General features: G+C 38.1%; 17 protein-coding genes. 5 read left to right on the top strand and 12 right to left on the bottom strand.

Translation table 11 applies throughout. The features are described from left to right. Positions 1 to 2: 2 nt before the first annotated feature. From L8T27_RS06060 to L8T27_RS06045, 4 genes are all read right to left on the bottom strand, one after another. A complete protein-coding gene (locus L8T27_RS06060; protein WP_237941129.1) occupies positions 3 to 3,545 on the bottom strand; it encodes a CheR family methyltransferase in 3,543 nt (1,180 codons plus the stop codon). Between the two features lie 346 nt (positions 3,546 to 3,891). Continuing rightward, positions 3,892 to 4,029 (bottom strand): YjcZ family sporulation protein, encoded by a 138-nt coding sequence (locus tag L8T27_RS06055; protein ID WP_233314672.1) that lies wholly within the window; start codon positions 4,027 to 4,029, stop codon positions 3,892 to 3,894. A gap of 37 nt (positions 4,030 to 4,066) precedes the next feature. Continuing rightward, on the bottom strand, positions 4,067 to 4,168 hold the full coding sequence (locus tag L8T27_RS06050) for a YjcZ family sporulation protein (RefSeq protein ID WP_233314673.1): 102 nt from the start codon (positions 4,166 to 4,168) through the stop codon (positions 4,067 to 4,069). Between the two features lie 243 nt (positions 4,169 to 4,411). Next, positions 4,412 to 4,951 (bottom strand): GbsR/MarR family transcriptional regulator, encoded by a 540-nt coding sequence (locus L8T27_RS06045; protein ID WP_233314674.1) that lies wholly within the window; start codon positions 4,949 to 4,951, stop codon positions 4,412 to 4,414. Between the two features lie 351 nt (positions 4,952 to 5,302). On the opposite strand from L8T27_RS06045, the gene L8T27_RS06040 reads away from it, so the two are divergent. The 3 genes from L8T27_RS06040 to L8T27_RS06030 are packed head-to-tail and all read left to right on the top strand — an operon-like array spanning position 5,303 to position 8,269. Next, positions 5,303 to 6,541 (top strand): quaternary amine ABC transporter ATP-binding protein, encoded by a 1,239-nt coding sequence (locus L8T27_RS06040; protein WP_233314675.1) that lies wholly within the window; start codon positions 5,303 to 5,305, stop codon positions 6,539 to 6,541. Next, positions 6,541 to 7,386 carry an ABC transporter permease gene (locus L8T27_RS06035; protein ID WP_233314676.1) on the top strand — a complete coding sequence of 282 codons (846 nt, stop codon included), beginning with the start codon at positions 6,541 to 6,543 and terminating at the stop codon, positions 7,384 to 7,386. The genes L8T27_RS06040 and L8T27_RS06035 overlap by 1 nt, the downstream gene beginning before the upstream one ends. 4 nt (positions 7,387 to 7,390) lie before the next feature. Next, positions 7,391 to 8,269, top strand: a complete 879-nt coding sequence (locus L8T27_RS06030) for a glycine betaine ABC transporter substrate-binding protein (protein WP_233314677.1) — start codon at positions 7,391 to 7,393, stop codon at positions 8,267 to 8,269. Positions 8,270 to 8,509: 240 nt separating this feature from the next. Here the strand turns inward: L8T27_RS06030 and L8T27_RS06025 are convergent, their stop codons facing one another. Both L8T27_RS06025 and L8T27_RS06020 read right to left on the bottom strand, forming a co-directional pair. After that, complete coding sequence (locus L8T27_RS06025; RefSeq protein ID WP_233314796.1) at positions 8,510 to 9,997, bottom strand: flotillin lipid rafts scaffold protein FloT; 1,488 nt, start codon at positions 9,995 to 9,997, stop codon at positions 8,510 to 8,512. Between the two features lie 48 nt (positions 9,998 to 10,045). Further along, the gene (locus tag L8T27_RS06020; RefSeq protein ID WP_233314678.1) at positions 10,046 to 10,558 is read right to left on the bottom strand and encodes an NfeD family membrane protein; all 513 of its coding nucleotides are present in this window, start codon (positions 10,556 to 10,558) and stop codon (positions 10,046 to 10,048) included. A 274-nt stretch (positions 10,559 to 10,832) separates the two neighbouring features. Between L8T27_RS06020 and L8T27_RS06015 the strand changes: the two genes are divergently transcribed. Then, complete coding sequence (locus L8T27_RS06015; protein WP_233314679.1) at positions 10,833 to 11,138, top strand: hypothetical protein; 306 nt, start codon at positions 10,833 to 10,835, stop codon at positions 11,136 to 11,138. A gap of 57 nt (positions 11,139 to 11,195) precedes the next feature. On the opposite strand, the gene L8T27_RS06010 is transcribed toward L8T27_RS06015, so the two are convergent. From L8T27_RS06010 to L8T27_RS05985, 6 genes are all read right to left on the bottom strand, one after another. After that, positions 11,196 to 11,981: an ABC transporter ATP-binding protein gene (locus tag L8T27_RS06010; RefSeq protein ID WP_237941127.1), complete on the bottom strand. Its 786-nt coding sequence runs from the start codon at positions 11,979 to 11,981 to the stop codon at positions 11,196 to 11,198. A 116-nt stretch (positions 11,982 to 12,097) separates the two neighbouring features. Beyond that, positions 12,098 to 12,364, bottom strand: a complete 267-nt coding sequence (locus tag L8T27_RS06005) for a phosphocarrier protein HPr (RefSeq protein ID WP_233314681.1) — start codon at positions 12,362 to 12,364, stop codon at positions 12,098 to 12,100. Between the two features lie 153 nt (positions 12,365 to 12,517). Next, entirely contained in the window at positions 12,518 to 12,862 is a 345-nt protein-coding gene (locus L8T27_RS06000; RefSeq protein WP_233314682.1) for a PTS sugar transporter subunit IIB, read from the bottom strand. A 24-nt stretch (positions 12,863 to 12,886) separates the two neighbouring features. Continuing rightward, positions 12,887 to 14,818, bottom strand: coding sequence for a BglG family transcription antiterminator (locus tag L8T27_RS05995; protein ID WP_237941126.1), 1,932 nt, complete (start codon positions 14,816 to 14,818; stop codon positions 12,887 to 12,889). A 214-nt stretch (positions 14,819 to 15,032) separates the two neighbouring features. Then, complete coding sequence (locus tag L8T27_RS05990) at positions 15,033 to 15,749, bottom strand: gamma-glutamyl-gamma-aminobutyrate hydrolase family protein (protein WP_233314684.1); 717 nt, start codon at positions 15,747 to 15,749, stop codon at positions 15,033 to 15,035. A gap of 146 nt (positions 15,750 to 15,895) precedes the next feature. Next, entirely contained in the window at positions 15,896 to 17,455 is a 1,560-nt protein-coding gene (locus L8T27_RS05985) for a bifunctional metallophosphatase/5'-nucleotidase (protein WP_237941125.1), read from the bottom strand. A gap of 339 nt (positions 17,456 to 17,794) precedes the next feature. Between L8T27_RS05985 and L8T27_RS05980 the strand changes: the two genes are divergently transcribed. Continuing rightward, on the top strand, positions 17,795 to 18,721 hold the full coding sequence (locus L8T27_RS05980) for a phosphate/phosphite/phosphonate ABC transporter substrate-binding protein (protein WP_233314686.1): 927 nt from the start codon (positions 17,795 to 17,797) through the stop codon (positions 18,719 to 18,721). The last annotated feature ends 35 nt before the right edge of the window (positions 18,722 to 18,756 follow it).

The following is an 18,756-nucleotide window of genomic DNA, read 5'->3' as shown; positions in this document are numbered from 1 at the left end:
TTTCATTTGACAGGAAATCTCATTTCAACAGTTGTACCTACTCCTACTTCACTATGGAAAGTCAGTGTGCCTTTATGGTTATCAATGATTTTTTGACTGATCATCAATCCTAAGCCAGTTCCTTTTTCCTTTGTTGTAAAGAAAGGCTCGCCCATTCTTTCTAGCTGCTCCTTCGGTATTCCCTTCCCTTGGTCTGACACTTTGACAAGAAGCTGACCTTCTGTTTCCATTCGGGCAGAAATAGAGATTGCACCTTCTGAATCCATTGCTTCCATTGCATTTTTAATCATGTTGATAAACAGCTGCTTCAACTCTTTTTCATTACAATAAACAGGAGGCATATTCAGTTCATAGTCTAGTGCAAGACTGATATTTTTTAAGATTGCCTGAGTACTCAGCAATACATTGACATCTTCTAGAATTCCTTCTATTTGCTGCTCTTTAAATGCAACAGCTTGCGGTCTTGCCAATACTAGGAATTCACTGATAATCAACTCCAGCCTATTGAATTCTGAGAACATCACTTCCGTATATTCCTTGTTATATGTATTGCTCTGCATCATCAGCTGCAAGAAGCCTTTCAGTGAAGTTAATGGATTTCGAATTTCATGGGCAATACCTGCGGCAAGCTGGCCGACAGCAGAAAGCATTTCTGATTTTTTCAGCATGGCTTCTGATTTTTTATTTTCCGTTATATCCTCAGATGTGCGAAGAATATTAACTAAATTTCCATACGAATCTTTAATCGGATGAAAACTGACATTCTCCCATCTTTCAATACCATCATCCAAACGGTAAGTAATATTCCCTTCCCAATCATTGCCTGCTTTAATAGCTTCCCAAACTGCTAGAAATCCCTCTGCATTTAAGTATTGCTCGTACACATCTAATATATGCAGGCCTATACAATCGAGTTCTTGCTTAGTCTGAAGCTTAAAGCGCTCATTTGTATATTCAATTCTACCAGCTTTATCGGTAATAATAATGCTTGTCGGACTCTGTTCAATCACGCTGGAAGTCAGACTCAGCTTTTGATTATAGGTTTTAATTTCTGTAATATCGGTAAAAGTAATAACAACACCATCGACAATATTATCGCTCGTGCGGTAAGGCATTGCCTTCATGCCATACCAGTTGCCGTCATAGCTGCGAATTTCTCTTTCCACTTTAGATGTCGTTTTCAATACTTCCTTTGCGTCCTCAAGTAAGGAACCGTGCTCTAAATTATGGGAGATATGAAATAACGGACGGCCAATATCCATGTCCAGCACATTGACGATTTTCTGCACTTCTGGTGTAAATAATTTAATGTTGAAACCTTTATCTAAAAAGATCGTTCCTATATTTGTGTTTATTAATAGATTATCCAAGTCATTCGTTAAATCGGTTAACTCGGCAATCTTATTCTCGTATTCATTATTAACATTTATAAGCTCTTCGTTGACAGATTGCAGCTCCTCATTGGTCGATTGCAGCTCTTCATTAGAGGCAATCAGCTCTTCATTCGTTGATTGCAGCTCTTCATTGGACGTTTCAAGCTCCTCTATTGTTGTCTGCAGATTCTGTTGCGTATAGAATAATTCCTGCTCTAAATCGATGACCCTTTCACTGATTGTGCTGTCATGGTCAAAATAGATAGGTGAGGAAATAATTCCTTTACTTTCTTCTTCCTCATGAAACAAAAGAATCGAAAGAGCATCTTTATCAAGAAATCTTTTAATCGTTAAGTCGAAATATTTTTCTTCCTTGTCAATGACTAACAGCACATTTTTATACGTTACTTCTGATTCGTTTTCTCTTAGTTTTTTTAAACCTGTTCCAATAATGACCGACAGATGAGCTGGAACCATTTTAAAAATACTGTAATTCGTTTCACCAATCGGAACCGATAAAAAACGATTCGCCTTTTTCGAGGTGAGCACCACTTCATTCTGCTCATTTAAAATGATGCATGGATTAATAAAATCATTAACAAGCTTTTGATAAAGCAAGTCTACCTTTCGTCCTGGCAGTGCATCAAAGAATGTGGTAGGTACATGCACATCGGAATTTGTGGTTTCCTTCGCCTTAGTTTTGGAATGAATTGCAGGCTCCTTCAAATCCCATTTATCACTTTGCTTGTTGCGATAGATTTTCCATTTAGAATGGATAGGCTCAAAAAAGCCAGAAAGCTTGCCAACTGTTTCACTTGATCCTAAAAATAGTATTCCATCCTCAATCAGGGAAAAATGGAAAAGCGACAAGATTCTTTGCTGCAATTCAGGCTGGAAGTAAATCATCATATTGCGGCAGCTGATTAAGTCAATATTTACAAAAGGGGAGTCTTTTGAAATATTATGGGGAGCAAACACAATTTTCTTTCTGATTGTTTTCTTAACTTGGTACTTTTCACCGGCAGGCTCAAAGTATTTTTCTTTTATGTATGACGGAATTTCGCTTAACAGTTCACTATCATATATCCCTTGGCTAGCCGTCTTTATAGAATCTTTATCAACATCTGTTGCAAAAATACGAAAATCAATTGAATCTTCAATTGTCTCGATATATTGATCAATAAGCATAGCCATTGTATACGCTTCTTGTCCTGTTGAACAGCCTACAGTCCACACCCGGATTTCTTCTTCACCATTTTTTATTTTTCTTTCTACAAGCTCTGGTATCAGCTTCTCGATTTCCTTAAAGGCTTCTGGATCTCTGAAAAATTGAGTTACACCGATAAGAAGATCCTTTTGCAGTAAATCAATCTCCTCTGGAACCTTAAACAAATAATCACGGTACGCATCTAATGAATGCAGCGGATCTTTAATTACCTTCATTCTTCTTTCGATTCTGCGCAGCACACTGCTTTTTTTATAATAGGAGAAGTTAATACCTGTTTTTTTCAGCAAAATATTAAAGATATGCTTAAGTGACTCTTCACTATAATTTAAGCTGGATGGATCTGTAATTGTCTGGATGATTACAGGAATGTCAGAAGGAGCTTCTACATAATCAGCAACTCCTGAAGTGATTGCACTTTTTGGCATGTTATGGAATTTAGCTGTATCTTTTTCCTGAACAAACACAATTCCTCCATTCTCTTTTATGATCTGAATACCTTCTGTCCCATCTGTTCCATTACCTGAAAAAACAATACTTATTGCCTTCTGCTGCTTTTCATAGGCAAGCGACCTGAAAAATGTATCGATTGGAAAGTTATAATGCTTGTCTTTCTCATATTCCTCCAGCTCAAAAACTCCTTCTTTAATTGTTAAGAACTGATTCGGAGGATTTAAATAGATCGTATTAGGAACCAACTGCATTCCTTTTGCCGCCCGTAAAATATTCATGTTCGTTTTTTTGGCGAGCAACTCCGGCATAAAACTCTTATACTTGGATGAAAGGTGCTGTACAATGACAAAGACCATACCTGTGTTTGAAGGCATATTGGCAAAAAACTGTTCAATTGCTTCCAGTCCGCCAGCCGAAGCCCCAATTCCGACCACATAATAGTCATTCATCCTATCAGTATGCTCCGATGAATGGGTAGAGATGTTTTCAGTCATAATTTCCCCCGATTCTATAAAGAATATATGTATTTTTAAGATATAAATTGATGCCCTATGTTATATGTCTATAATTATACTACTCCAACACCTATTGTAATATATGGTAAAAAGTGACAATGGTTTATTCATGATATGTAACTATGTTTTAATTGAATTTTTCCTGTGCTGTCAAACGGTAAATAACCCATCTTCTTTGCATGTCCCCTCACGTCCCTAATTCAAAAATTTTTTTTAGTATTCTTTACCCGTTATTTTTAGGCTCTAAACATTTTTTATCGTTTTTTTTATTTTTTTTATCGAAAAAGCCTGATTCCACGTCTGGAATCAGGCTTACTCCATATACTTACCATTTAAAGCAAGCTGCACCTACAATAATCAAAAGAATAAACAAAACAACGATTAACGCGAAACCTCCGCCGTAACCATGTCCTCCGCATGAATAACCGTAGCTAGGATAACCACATCCACCATATCCGTACATATAGTGTTCCTCCTTATAATTTAATTATTTTTATCTCTTAGTAAAGTCCGCCGTAGCCCCAAGAAGCGCCAATGATTACCAACAAGATGAACAAAACTACTAATAGAGCGAAACCTCCGCCGTATCCTACTTCACCCATAATTAACTCCTCCTTTTTTAAATTCCATATATCCTATTCAAAACCCCCAGAATGTGCGATAGTCAAATGCACATTTTTTAGGTTTTTGACTAGTACAAGCAGGCACACGCACTCTTTCTCATTGCTAAAAGGAGCACAGCTGCTGTCTCACCTATTCGTTCCAATCAACATTCTCTTAGTGAAATATTTTTTCTGAAAAACTAAAAAGGCCTCTCTTAAATTATAGAGAGGCCTTTTAGTTTGTTATTCTGTTTCCTTCATAGGTATAAGCTTAAAGATTTCCTTTGATTCCAGACTGTCTACAAATCTTTCGAGCCAATCATAGTAATTTAGAGCGTACTCGAGTTTTTGGATGTCGCTTTTCGCCATTTCTTTTACTTCTTCGTCGACATCTTCCCGGTCCAATAGCTTGTTTAATTCAGTCAGTGATTTTTTCATTTCGGTTTCATTTTCCGAAATAGCCGCTCTCCACTTAATTGCAAAAAAATCAACAAAGTTTTGGTACCAATCACTTTCTGCCTTGTATAGATCCTTTCTTACCCCTTTTTTCCATACTTTATCGACCATCTTCAATTCCAATAAAGTTCTGACAGATGTACTCATGCTCGTTTTGCTCATGCCGAGCTCTTCTTTCATTTCATCCAGTGTCATTGGCTGCTCTTGAAACATTAACATTCCATATAGTCTGCCGATTGAATCTGTTACGCCATACAAGTCCATATTTTGAGCAATTACGTCAATTACTCTTTCTCGAGCCCTTTCCAGTTGTTCTTTACCTTCCATTGCTATATTCACATCCAATTTCATCATTCATTATATAGAAGAAAAACGGAGAAACTGATGCTTTGTATCTTTGTGGCAACTCTCCACTTTTTCGCATCTACGTTTGTTCAAATTAATTATTATTCCTTTATAGATTATCATGATTAATAAATTTGTAAAGAAACAATCACAATAGCATTCGGCAGTATTTAAGAGGAATTGTAAGGAAACTTCTATTACAGTACGTACAGTTTTTTCTGTACGTACAGAATGAATGAATTTGACTGAATATAAGCTTTGCGAGAATAAGTTAATTAATACTATACTTATGGAGTGCCAGCTTGACGGTTCCCGAAAAAACGAGGTGAAAGAATGGAAAACAACGTAAAAGTGAAAATTGAAGATGTTACAAAAATCTTCGGTAAAAACAGCAAAAAAGCCATTTCCCTTCTCCAAAAGGGTGAGAGTAAAGGGGAAATATTAAAAAAGACAGGTTCAACTGTCGGTGTTAACAAAGCAAGCTTTGAAATTAAAGCAGGCGAAATATTTGTCATTATGGGATTATCAGGGAGCGGTAAATCAACACTAGTCCGTTTGCTGAACAGACTTATTGATCCCACACTAGGGAAAATCTACATTGATGGCAAGGACATTGTGAAAATGTCTAAGGAAGAACTACGTAAAGTCAGAAGAGAAAAGATTAGCATGGTATTCCAAAAGTTCGCTCTTCTTCCGCACCGCACGATTCTGGAAAATACAGAGTTTGGCTTGGAAATACAAGGGATCGATAAAGCTGCCAGAAAACAGCGTGCTTTAGAATCTCTTAAACTAGTCGGCTTAGAAGGTTATGAAAACCAATATCCAGATCAGCTCAGCGGCGGAATGCAGCAGAGGGTTGGTCTTGCGAGAGCACTTGCAAATGATCCAGACGTATTGCTGATGGATGAAGCTTTTAGTGCACTTGACCCGTTAATCCGTAAAGATATGCAGGATGAATTACTTGATTTGCAATCAAATATGGAAAAAACAATCATCTTTATTACACATGATTTAGATGAAGCTTTACGTATTGGTGACCGTATCGCCTTAATGAAGGACGGAACCATTGTCCAAGTAGGTACACCAGAGGAAATCTTAATGAATCCTTCTAACGACTATGTCGAGCGTTTTGTCGAAGATGTTGATCTTTCGAAAGTATTAACAGCAAACCATGTTATGAAACGTGCAGAAGCTGTTAACGTAGACAAAGGGCCTCGTGTTGCTCTCCAAATGATGAGAGACCTCGGAATATCCAGCATTTATGTAGTCAATAAAAAAAGAGTGCTGCTTGGTGCTGTAACAGCAGATGCAGCTAAAAAAGCGGTTGAAAGCAACATACCTCTGCATGAAATATTGGAAGAGACAGTAACAGTAAGCGGGGAAACATTGCTGGTTGACCTCTTCGATAAAGTTTCAACTGCAAGTATACCTGTTGCAGTAACAGACGGGGAACATCGCTTGAAAGGCATGCTTGTCAGAGGTGCTGTTATCGGTGCACTTGCCGGCAATAATGAAAATATTAACAGTTCATTAGAAATGATTGAAACACAAAAAACGGAGGTGCTTAACTAATGGAAAATCTATTTCCAAAACTTCCGGTTGCAGATTGGATTGACACATTTGTAGATTGGCTGACTACCACATTCGCAGTAGCATTCGACGGTATCAGCGAAGGTCTTGAAGTTGTAGTAGATTCATTGGTAGCTGTATTTGCTTTTATCCCTTCCTATATCTTTATTATTCTTATGACATTGATTGCATGGAAATTAGCAAATAAGAAAATCGCATTATTTACTTTAGTTGGTTTATTTCTAGTTGATAATCTTGGGTATTGGGATCCAATGCTTGACACATTAGCACTTGTGCTGTCAGCTGTCATTATTTCGATTATCATAGGGGTGCCGCTTGGAATTTGGGCATCGCAAAAAAATACTGTGAAGCAAATAGTTGTTCCTGTACTAGACTTTATGCAGACAATGCCAGCATTTGTATATTTAATTCCTGCTATTTTCTTCTTTAATATAGGAGTCGTTCCTGGTGTAGTAGCATCTGTTATCTTCTCCATGCCACCTACTATTCGATTAACGATTCTTGGTGTTCAGCAAGTACCTGCTGATATTACGGAAGCGACCGAGTCCTTCGGAAGCACCACAGCACAAAAACTATTGAAGGTTCAGCTTCCCCTTGCCATGCCGACAATAATGGCCGGTATTAACCAAAGTATTATGCTTGCGCTATCCATGGTAGTAATCGCTGCAATGGTCGGAGCTCCTGGGTTAGGTGCTGACGTTTACCGAGCAGTTACTCAAATCCAAATCGGACGTGGCTTTGAAGCCGGTTTGGCAATTGTAGTGGTTGCAATCATTCTTGATAGAATTACACAAAATCTTGGTACAAAAAAACGAGGGGGAATTTAAACACATGAAAAAATTAATAACATTAGTATTTACAGCAGCATTAGTCTTCGCTCTTGCTGCCTGCGGTTCTAAAGCAGACGAGAATGCTCCCATCGCAGAGCAGGTAGATCACGAAATTATCGGAATTGACCCTGGTGCAGGAATTATGAAGGCAGCAAACAAAGCCAAGGAAGATTATGATTTGTCTGACTGGGAAATTGTCGAAGGTTCAAGTGCGGCAATGACTGCCACATTAAAAAAAGCTTATGATAAAAAAGAGCCAATCATTATTACAGGATGGACTCCGCATTGGATGTTTAATGCATATGATCTGAAATATTTAGATGATCCTAAAGGTTCATTCGGCGAAGATGAAAACATTCATACAATTGTTCGCAACGGTTTAAAAGAAGATATGCCAGAAGCATATCAAGTGCTTGATAACTTCCATTGGGATACAGATGCAATGGGCGAAGTTATGATGGAAATTTATGATGGAACACAACCTGAAGATGCAGCTGCTGCATGGGTGAAAGATAATGCCGATGTTGTAAGTGAATGGACGAAGGGCGTTTCAAAAGTAAATGGCGATAAAATTAAGCTTGGCTATGTTGCTTGGGACAGTGAAATTGCCAGTACAAATGTTATCGGCAAAGTTTTGACTGACCTAGGTTATGACGTTACATTAAGCCAAGTTGAAGCAGGTCCAATGTGGACTGGAGTTGCAGATGGAAGCCTTGATGCACATGTTGCAGGCTGGCTGCCAATAACACATGAAGATTATGCTACTAAGTATAAAGGCAAGTTTGAAGATCTAGGTGCAAACCTAGAAGGCACAAAGCTTGGTTTTGTAGTTCCAAGTTATATGGATATTGATTCTATTGAAGACTTGAAAGCAGAATAATCCATCAAAAGGGTATCCTAAAAAATAGGATGCCCTTTTAGTTTGCTAAGAAAAAAAGGAATTAAGAATAAATATTGCTTTAAAGATTAGCAGGACATTTAAATGATATGATGCATTCAAAGCGAGCAGTTTTTTCTGTAGTCCCCATCCATTTCGATTATTTATAGAATGAATACAGTTCCTCTTTAAAGTTTGTTTACAGACGAAAGGGTATCCTCGAATCAGGATACCCTTTTCATCTTATTCCTTTACTTCTGAAGGGAGCGCGTCGACTCTCTTACCTGAAAGATTATCCAGAAGCTCCTTCACATCAATCCCAGCAGATGCTTTTAAAGATTCTTGCATTGTTGCCATTAAATCAGTCGCATATGCTGATACTTTGTTTGCACCAGAGCTGCCGTTTCCGCCTGTATCGACAACTGTAATTTTATCGATGTTGCCAAGCGGGCTTGCCACTTGTTTCGCATACTCAGGAAGCATCTCCAACACCATATCTAACATAGCTGCCTGGCCATACATATCATATGCTTCCGCAATCTTCCGCTTCGCCTCTGCCTCTGCTAAACCTTTCAAGCGGATGATTTCTGCTTCTGTTTCCCCTTTTGCTTTCTCAGCTTCCGCTTTAGCCAATCCATCGACACGAACTTTTTCGGCTTCTGCCTTCGCTTGTGACTCAATTCTGTATTGATTGGCATCGGCTTCTGCCATCTGTCTGCGTTTATTTGCTTCTGCTGACTGCTCCACTGCGTAACGGTCTGCATCGGCTTTCTTTTTCACTTCCGAATCATATTGCTTTTCTCTTCTTAGTATCTCTTTTTCTTCCAGTTCAATCTGCTTTTGTCTTTCAATGATGCGAATTTGCATTTCTTGCTCTGTTACATCTTGTTTAGAACGTGCAGTTTCCAAATCATATGCCTGGTCAGCACGAGCTTTCGCTATATCCTGGTCTCTTCTGAAATCAGCCATTTTCATCTGATTTTCCTTTTCCGCTTCTGCTATTTCAGTAGCCCGCTCCAATTCTGCCTTTTTCGCATCCTTATCTGCTTCTGCTCTTTTAATTCTTGTTTCTTTGTCTGCCTCAGCTGTAGCGATGTCTGCATCTCTTTTCACTTGGGCAATTCTAGGCTTACCAAGAGAATCTAAATAGCCGTTCTTATCTCTTACATCCTTTATTGTAAAGGAAACAATCATTAAGCCCATCTTTGCCAAATCTTGTGACGCAACCCGCTGCACTTCTTGAGAGAATTTATCTCTGTTTTTATAGATTTCTTCGACTGTCATACTCCCTAAAATCGAGCGAAGATGACCTTCCAGCACTTCTCTTGCTTCATTTTCCCGATCTCCTTTTGATTTTCCAAGGAACTGCTCGGCTGCAGTTGCAATTTCGCCAATTGATCCGCCAATTTTTATAATAGCCGTACCATCAGCCATAACAGGAACACCTTGTTCTGTATAAACTTCTGGTGTGGATACATCTAGCTTACTTGACAGCAAGCTTAGCGGCTCTGACTGCTGAAACACAGGCAAAATAAATGTACCGCCGCCGCGAATAATCTTAATTTTATTTCCTGATTCATCTACATGAACATTTTTCGAACCTAGATAGCTGCCTGTAACGATAAGTGCTTCATCAGGCCCTGCTGTTTTATATTTAGCGATAAAAATACCTACTAACGCAATAAACAAAATAAGTACAATTCCGATAATAATCCAAATTTCTAGAGCAATTCCCATCATTGTTCCTCCTTCTTTCCCTTATGTTGTAAGTAAATCATTTCAGCCGTCATACGGGACGACATAGCAAATCCGGTCTCTCACCTCCACCACAATTGTTTCTGTTCCATTTTCGATAACTTCATTGTAAAAACTGGCCGCTGTCTTTGAAATATGTCCGCTTGTGCTTTCAATCATTATTTCCCCGAAACCATCCTTTGGAACTGCAGTTATTACTTTTCCGATTCTTCCCTTTAAAGACTCTTCATTGTACACGAGCGACTCCTCTGCAGAAGATAATGGAATTAATACAAAAAAGTGGAAGCAACTTGCCGCAATTAAGGCCGCTATCGCCGACAGTCCAAGAATTAACAGACTGTTCATATCGCTATAGCGTTCTAATAAATATCCGCATGCTGACAAAATCGTCAAAAAGGAAAGCAATAATGTAGGATTAAGGATGCCGATATCTGCATGAATAATATCGGAAAAAAAGATGGAGAACAAAATGAGCACCGCTGAAATCACTAATACAGCGAGATAAATGGATATTATACTAACTCCGAATAGCTCCATTTAGCATCATTCACTTTCTAAAGTTTTATTTATAAAAAACACTCTCCCAAACTAAACCATTCACCACCTATCCTTTCTAAATGTTTTGATAACTTATTTACGAAGAAAGCGCGGAGAAGTTTCACTATTTATTAATTTTTTTAATCATTCACATTTTTATTATTTACTATCTTTCTAAATTACGATTATTAATCATCTTTTTTTGAAAATCTCATATTTTACTAATAAGGGAATTTTTAAATATTTATTGAACAATGCAAGTATGGAGGAAAAGATGAATCGATTAGAAAAACATGCAAACCAGGATCATAAAAAGGGGAAAAAAAAATTATACCTTATTAGCTGTGGTGTCTTACTTCTTCTTTTTATCGGCGGCTTTATTTTCACAGAGCTATTTTTTGCAGATAAGCCCAATGACCAAAACCTAGGAGACAAAGTAATCATTACCCTTCCAACTGGCAAAAAAGTATTTACTTATGAGAATCTGATTGTCGAGGAAAACGGAAAGCTATTATATAAAGGGGAACGAAACACCATTGATTTAACTGGCGGTGTTGTTGTTTACGAGGATTGGGATTAACCATGCACATGATTTAGGCTGGCCAGAAATTTGGCCAGCCTTATTCCATCTCTTAAGTCATTGAGTTACATGTTTTGCCAAAAGCGGCCGTCCATTACTCCAGATAACATCGACAGGAAAGGAGAAATACTCGCTTAAGCTAGAACTTGTCATAATTTCTTCCGTTTTTCCTTTAGCAAAAACAGTCCCCTCCTTCAAAAGCAATGTGGAAGAAAATACTGGCAAAATTTCTTCCAGATGATGTGTCACATAAATAATCGTCGGGGCCGCTTCCATTTGCGCCAAGGTTTGAATTGTTTCAAGCAATTGCTCTCTTGCTAAAAAGTCAAGGCCGGTCGCCGGCTCATCAAGAATTATGAGCTCTGGGTCGAGCATAAGTGAACGGGCAATTAAAACACGCTGCTTCTCTCCTTGCGATAAGCTGGAGTATGCCCTGTCGGCATATTCATAACAGCCTAGCTCTCTAAGAAGGCGGATTGCTTTAGCCCTGACTTCATCTGTAGGTGTTTCATATAAACCGATGCTTGCATAAGCACCGCTCAAAATGATTTCATAGGCACTGTCTGATACATAAAGATTTTGCTGCAGCCTGCTCGATACAAGGCCGATTCTTTTTCTTAAATTAGCACCAAGCTCTGATGCACCGAATTCTTTGTCAAGCACAGTCAGCTTTCCGACTGTTGGATGATAATAAGCGCAAATCATATTAAGCAGCGCACTTTTTCCTGCTCCATTTAAGCCATATAGCACCCAATGCTCTCCGCGGTTAATTTCCCAATTAATATCCTTTAAAATCCATTTCCCATTCCTTTTAAGTCCAATACCTTCTGCCTTTACAACCATTAGTTTTCCCTCCCATTCCCATTTTACATGATAATCGGAATATTTGGACAATAATTCTTATGAAAACTAAAAGCCCCCTAATGTATAGGGGGCTTTTAGTATGTATTTTGTTTGGATTAGCCTACTAGGCCTTCTTTTTTAAGAACTGCTTCCAAACCATCTACAGCTTCTGCTTCGTCTTCACCAGTAGCAGAAATAGTAATTTCTCCGCCTTTTGGTACACCAAGTGACATAACGCCCATGATGGATTTCAAGTTTACAGATTTGCCTTTATATGCAATTTGCATGTCTGATTTGAATTTGCTTGCAGTGCTTACTAATAATGTAGCTGGTCTTGCATGTATTCCAGTTTCATCAATAATAGTAAAAGTTTTTTCGCTCATGGTAAAATACCTCCAAATAAAAATATGTGTTACCTTTCTATTTTAGCTGATTTTCAATGTTAATACTAACTTTTTTTCTTTTCTTTTCCGTTCTTCTTCTATCTTTTGATAAAGTCAGAAAACTATTCATGTTTTTTTGCGTGTTTGGAAAGCTTATTGCTGGCCATCCAAAAAGGCCAGCCCGCTGTTTTTCTTTTCTGAAACCAGTTTCACAGCAAGGTCAAGAACTTCCTTTGCATTAAACTTTCCATAGTCCACCGTATTAATGATGGAAACAGGAATTTCTTTTTTGCTTGCCATTTTTGTAACATCACGGAGCAGAAACCGAACTTGCGGTCCAAGCAAAATAACATCTGCTTTATCTAAATGATGGTTGATCGCTTCAGCAGGAATCGCCCAGATAGTGCAATCTATATTATTGGTCTCTGCATATTTCTTCATTTTGCGCACAAGCAAGCTTGTAGACATGCCGACAGCACAGCATAATAATATTCTCATGATATCCTCACACCCTTAACTCTCTTATGAAGGAAAAACAGCCTTAAATTCTGAAAAGCTTTTGCATTTCAGCATATGCTGAATAATGGCAGGACTGTCAAGAACATCTCCCAGCACGTCATACATTTCCTGAAAATCTCCTGTACTGTTCTTTTGCACACTTAACAGACAAACAAACTGAACATTCTTTCCGCCCCAGTCAATTGGCTTTTGCAATGTGCAAAAGGCCCAAAAAGTCTCCTCAGTCTGCGGCGTATTTGGATGCGGGATGGCGACTAAATTCCCAAAACATGTCGGTGACACTTTTTCGCGCTTTCTCACATTATCCATAAAGCTTTCGTCAATTAAGCCTAGCTTCAAAAGCTCTGCCTCTAAAAAGGCAAATACCTCTTCCTTTTTATCAAAAGGCTGCTGTAAGAAGACTAACTCGCTTCTAATAGAAGAATCAGCTTTGTTTTTTGCCTTCTTAGAATATAATGCTCCATTGATTTTCTCAAAATCTCTGTCTCCAAGAATCGTATTTACTTCAATAACAGGAACAGGCACTTCTTCCTTAATGGGAATCGTGCTGATTATAAGGTCAATTTCTGCAAAATTGATTTCTTTCACCTTATAAAGCTCTGTTGTTCCGATCATTTCAAGTTCTGAGCTGTATTGAGACTTCAGCTTATAATAAAGCAGATTGGCACTTCCCACTCCTGATGCACAGACAATCATGCACCGTTTCTTTTTACTGCTGACTTTTTTTCTTTCCATTGCTGCTCCAAAGTGCAGAGCCAAAAAGGCAATTTCATTTTCGTGAATGTCATAGCCTAATTCCTTATTAATAACTCCTGCAGCCACAACTCCTGCTTCAAAAGGAATAGGATAATTAGATTTAATATCGTCTAACAACGGATTTCTCAAATTCATTTTATAACGAAATCTGTTAATCGCTGGCTTCAAATGCAAAGACAATCCTGTAAACAGCTCTCTGTCTTCTTTAATGCCGAGGTCCATCTTTTCGTCCGTTTCAGCGAGTATTTTTTTGGTCAAATCCATGATGCTTTCATCAATAAATTCAAGCACTTCCCCATCTGTTAGCTCATGATGAGTCAGCAATTTTGTGCCTAGAAGGTGGATGGCGATATAAGCAATTTCTGTTTCAGGAAATGCTACGTTAAGCTCTTCTTCAATTGTTCGAACAATTTTTTCAGAAACTGCATACTCTTTTTCCTTTAGTATTTCATTTTTTTCTTTCGGAATGGCGGAAATATAATTCCCTTCCCGTATACGCTTACAAGCAATTGCAATATGAACAACGAGATTATTCAAGCTAATGTCGGATAAGGTGATGCCAGCATCCCTGATTTCTTCGAGAATGATATTGCGAATAGCTGCTAACTCTTCATTTACTAAGAGGGCTGCTGGATCATATGTCAGCTCTGTCTGATCAAGCTTTCTATTAAATAGATATTCTGACATGCAAAAGCGAAGATTAACTTCATCCCCTTTTATTCTTAGTCCACTGTTTCCTGTCTTCTCGACTTTTAAATCATAAACTAAAAGAAGCTCTTTCACCTCTTTCAAGTCATTTTGGATCGTCGATTTGCTTATGAACAGCTCTTCTGCCAAGTCTTCCAGCTTTAAGTTTTTATCTGTCAGCAAAAGCCTGTTAATAATGTAGTGAACTCTTCCGCCTTTCAGCGTCGGAATAATATCGTCTTTTCCCTTATGAAAACTTTCTTGCAGAAATTTCCGAAAAAGCTGGTCACTTTCAATTACTAATTTATAGCCTTGTCCTCTCACAGATTTAATTTTCGCGCCATTTGCCGCTAGCAATGATTCCAGTTCCTTCATATCATTGCGTATGGTTCTTGATGTAACATGAAGCACTCTCGATAATTGTTCACTTGTTATTAGGTCCTCTGCAGCCATTAGCTGCTTTAAAAGATTTCCTGTGCGATTTTCTAGCATCTATTTCACCCCAGTATACTCTTTTCAATCGCTTGGGTTTACGATCTTTCAAGTTTGCTTTACCAATAAAACAATATTTCATCTACTTAACATACTAGCACTTTTCTCATATGTTCTCTATAAAAAAGGGGAAATAAACAATTGTCATGCTCTCTAAAAGAATAAACCAGAAGAGGGCTGCTGTTTGCTGCCCTCTATCGGCTTAAACTAATGTTTATTTTGCCGCAGCGATAAACTCAGTGAAAATCCGATTCATTCTTTCATTGGTGGAAGCCATCGACTCTGGATGCCATTGTATTCCTAATAAAAAATTACCATAATCCTTATGTTCAACTGCTTCAATAATGCCGTCAGAGCTTTTTGCTGTCACGATCAATTCTTCTGCGAGCCTGTCTATTGCCTGATGATGGAGACTGTTGACTCTTTCCGACTCTACTCCCATTATTTCATAAAGTTTGCTGCTCGCATCAATGCTTGTCCAATGAGTATCTCTGCTGCGCTCTGCTGTTTGGGTATGCTGAATGCTGTCACTAACTTGGCTTGGAATATCCTGAAGCAATGTACCACCTAAAGCAACATTAAGTATCTGAACACCGCGGCAAATAGCCAGTATCGGCTTTTGCTTCTCCATCGCTGCTTTTATAAGCGCGAGTTCAACTTCATCTCTCAAGGGAATCGTGCTTGCCAATTTTTGATGTGGGTCTTGATGATAAAACTGAGGATCTACATCCTCTCCGCCGCTTAACAGAATCGCATCGCAATGATCGACCATCTCTTCTGCCAGCTCTGCGCTGACAAAAGGCAAAATGACCGGAAGTCCGCCATTTGCATGGATTGTTTTTTGATAATCATGATGAACATATGTCCCCTCCATAAATTTATTATGAAGGACATACGCACCTGTTATCCCGATTACAGGCCTGTTTGCCAAAGCTTCTCATCCCTTTCCAATAGTACAAATTAATTTTTTAATATTAAGACTATAGCAGTAAAAAAGGAATGTCAATGAAATATTACTGTATGAAAAAGAAGCATTGCTGCCAATGCTTCTTTCCTAGTTATGAAGATGTATTCCTCTTACCAGACAACTTTCCAGTTATGGTCGCATGTTGCCTTGACCGTTTTTCTTTCCGTAATATAATCAGCGATAAGCTCAGACATGTCAAACTGCACTTCTCTTAAAACAGGCTTATTCTGATACATGAAGTAGTTACCGCCCCCGCCGGCCCGATAATTATTCATAACTACTTCAAACTGTTCGTCTTTCTTTATATCCTTGCCTGCATATTGCAGCTTCGTGACTCTTTGTCCGACTGGCTTAGAAATATCTAATATATATTCAATTCCTTCCCACATATCATAATTATAATGCTGCGGTTTTGGATATAGATATGTCTTATTTACGGCTGGATTACCGTTTTCGTCGACTTCAAAGTATTTCGCGCTTTGCTCTAATGCATCCTTTATATCTTCGCCAGAGATGGCCAGAACCTTCAGCGTATTTGGATAAATGTAATTAGAAACAATGTCTCTCATTGTCACATTCGGCTTGAAGCCAGGTGAATCATTGTTGAACAGTGCTGTATTAGCGATTTTTACACCGGCTGCTTCCATTTGAACTTTATTAATAAATTCAATTAAAGGGCTGTCCGACAAGCGGGTTTCCATTGGATCACAGACAGTCATATCTCCGTCGATAAAGCCTATCGGTGTATCCAGCCATTGTTGTGTGCTTTGTTCATAGCTAGTAGCAAGCGCCAAAATGTCAGGATCTGCCTCGACTCCTTCTGTCGAAAGCAGCTCAGATTTCTTTGCTGCAAGCTTTCCATTTTCAGTGAACGTTAACGTGATTTTACCGACTAGCTGGCCATTGTTGCTTGCCTGAATAACTTCAATACCATTGATGTTGCCTGTCAGTGTTCTGTGCTGATGACCTGTTATCAGTACATCTAAATGTTGGATTTGTTCACACATGCTAAAGCCCTGGTTTTCCCCAGTAAGAGCTTCTGTCGGCTCTCCTGTGTCTATATCTTTTTCAAACCCGCCATGATAGGAAACAACGATGCAATTAGGCTGCTCTTCTGCTTTTATTTTCTCGACCCAATACTTTGCTTCTTCTAATGCATCATGAAAGCGAAGTCCGCTTATATTTGATGGATTTTCCCAATTTGGTATGTAATGTGTAGTAATGCCAAGTATTGCAATTTTGATATTGCCAGCGTTCTTGATTATGTATGGCTTGCCAAGAAAAGGTTGATTTGCCGTTTCATCGATTATGTTTGCACATAACCAAGGGAACTCTGACTCTGAGGCTGCTTTGCGGAGAATATCGAGTCCATAGTTAAATTCATGATTTCCTATAACTGCGCCATCATATTGGAGCTTATTTAATATTTGGATCATTGGGTTTTTTTTATCAGCTAATGCATGCACATAATGATAAGTTAATGGTGTTCCTTGAATTAAATCCCCATTGTCTATAACAATTGTATGCTCATTTTTGGCCCTTTCTTCTGCAAGAATAGCTGCTACTTTTCCGAGACCAACATTTGCCGGCTGGTTATTGCCATAAAGAAGAGGATAAATATTCCCGTGCACATCGCTAGTAAATAGTATTGTTACATTTGTATCTGTCAAATTTCTCCACTCCTATATCTTTAATCGTACACTCGCTTGCATGCTTTATTATAGTAGAAGAGTATCATTTTTTCTTTCTTTTTTTTCAGAAAATAGCATTCTATCTATTTAGTGCGATATTTCACAATAATATTTTCTGGAAAATAATAAACATTTGTCCATTCATTGTTCTTTCAAAAACGCCGACATAACTAGTTTTACAATAATTATCAGAATATTTCAATAGTTACTATTTACAAAAAAATAATAATTTTTTTATACAAAATTTTCACTATTTTACAATTTTATATGCTATATTTTTACATGTAATAACACATAACATCTTTCGGAGGTAAAATAATGTTCAAAAAAATTGCAACATTCGGTCTATCTTTGTCGTTAGCAGCAGGTGTTCTTGCTGGCTGTGGATCATCAAATGAAACTGGCTCAAACGCGTCAGAGGGATATGAACCAAAGGAATTAACCGTTCAGTTTGTTCCTTCTCAGAGTGCTGATACACTTGAAGCAAAAGCAAAACCGCTTGAAGATTTGCTATCTGATGAACTAGGCATTCCAGTGAAAGTAAGTGTTTCTACTAACTACAACACAATTATTGAAGCAATGGCTTCTAAACAAGTTGACGTTGGCTTTTTGCCTCCAACAGCTTATGTATTAGCTAAAGAAAAAGATGCTGCTGATGTAATTCTTCAAGCACAACGTAAAGGTATTAATGATGATGGTTCAGAAAAAGACGAATTGGTAGATTTCTATAAATCTATTTTCGTAGTGAAAAACGATTCTGGCATCGACTCCGTTGCTGATCTAAAAGACAAAAAAATCGCATTCCAAGATGTTACATCATCTGCTGGGTATGTATGGCCTGCGGCTACATTAATGGATAATGATCTTGACCCACTTAAAGATGTACAAGGTATTACAGTAAAAGGTCATGACCAAGCAATCATCTCTCTACTTAATGGTGATGTGGATGCTGCAGCTGTTTTCCAAGATGCTCGTAACATTGTAAAAGCAGATTTCCCAACTGTGTTTGAGGATACAAAGGTTATTTCTTTTACAGAGGAAATTCCTAACGATACAGTATCTGTACGCTCTGACATGACAGACGAATGGAAAAAGAAATTACAAGATGCATTTATTGCCATCGGTAAAAGTGATGAAGGCCATGAAATCATAAGAGAAATTTACACACATGAAGGATATGTTGTTTCTGATGACAGCAATTTCGATGTTGTACGTGAATATGCAGAAAAAGTAAAGACTGAATAGTATATATATTAGGACAAAAGTGCGTGGATTTCTAA

Origin of the sequence: Niallia sp. Man26 (assembly GCF_022049065.2) — a bacterium.
Taxonomy (GTDB): Bacteria; Bacillota; Bacilli; order Bacillales; family Cytobacillaceae; genus Niallia.
The sequence above is the reverse complement of the archived record's forward strand: the minus strand, read 5'-3'. Positions and strand labels throughout refer to the sequence as shown.

What these genes read in the sequence shown, in the direction of transcription:
- L8T27_RS06060 (WP_237941129.1), bottom strand. Translation starts at nt 3,545, where the DNA reads ATGACTGAAAACATCTCTACCCATTCATCGGAGCATACTGATAGGATG.
- L8T27_RS06055 (WP_233314672.1), bottom strand. Translation starts at nt 4,029, where the DNA reads ATGTACGGATATGGTGGATGTGGTTATCCTAGCTACGGTTATTCATGC.
- L8T27_RS06050 (WP_233314673.1), bottom strand. Translation starts at nt 4,168, where the DNA reads ATGGGTGAAGTAGGATACGGCGGAGGTTTCGCTCTATTAGTAGTTTTG.
- L8T27_RS06045 (WP_233314674.1), bottom strand. Translation starts at nt 4,951, where the DNA reads ATGGAAGGTAAAGAACAACTGGAAAGGGCTCGAGAAAGAGTAATTGAC.
- L8T27_RS06040 (WP_233314675.1), top strand. Translation starts at nt 5,303, where the DNA reads ATGGAAAACAACGTAAAAGTGAAAATTGAAGATGTTACAAAAATCTTC.
- L8T27_RS06035 (WP_233314676.1), top strand. Translation starts at nt 6,541, where the DNA reads ATGGAAAATCTATTTCCAAAACTTCCGGTTGCAGATTGGATTGACACA.
- L8T27_RS06030 (WP_233314677.1), top strand. Translation starts at nt 7,391, where the DNA reads ATGAAAAAATTAATAACATTAGTATTTACAGCAGCATTAGTCTTCGCT.
- L8T27_RS06020 (WP_233314678.1), bottom strand. Translation starts at nt 10,558, where the DNA reads ATGGAGCTATTCGGAGTTAGTATAATATCCATTTATCTCGCTGTATTA.
- L8T27_RS06015 (WP_233314679.1), top strand. Translation starts at nt 10,833, where the DNA reads ATGAATCGATTAGAAAAACATGCAAACCAGGATCATAAAAAGGGGAAA.
- L8T27_RS06010 (WP_237941127.1), bottom strand. Translation starts at nt 11,981, where the DNA reads ATGGTTGTAAAGGCAGAAGGTATTGGACTTAAAAGGAATGGGAAATGG.
- L8T27_RS06005 (WP_233314681.1), bottom strand. Translation starts at nt 12,364, where the DNA reads ATGAGCGAAAAAACTTTTACTATTATTGATGAAACTGGAATACATGCA.
- L8T27_RS06000 (WP_233314682.1), bottom strand. Translation starts at nt 12,862, where the DNA reads ATGAGAATATTATTATGCTGTGCTGTCGGCATGTCTACAAGCTTGCTT.
- L8T27_RS05995 (WP_237941126.1), bottom strand. Translation starts at nt 14,818, where the DNA reads ATGCTAGAAAATCGCACAGGAAATCTTTTAAAGCAGCTAATGGCTGCA.
- L8T27_RS05980 (WP_233314686.1), top strand. Translation starts at nt 17,795, where the DNA reads ATGTTCAAAAAAATTGCAACATTCGGTCTATCTTTGTCGTTAGCAGCA.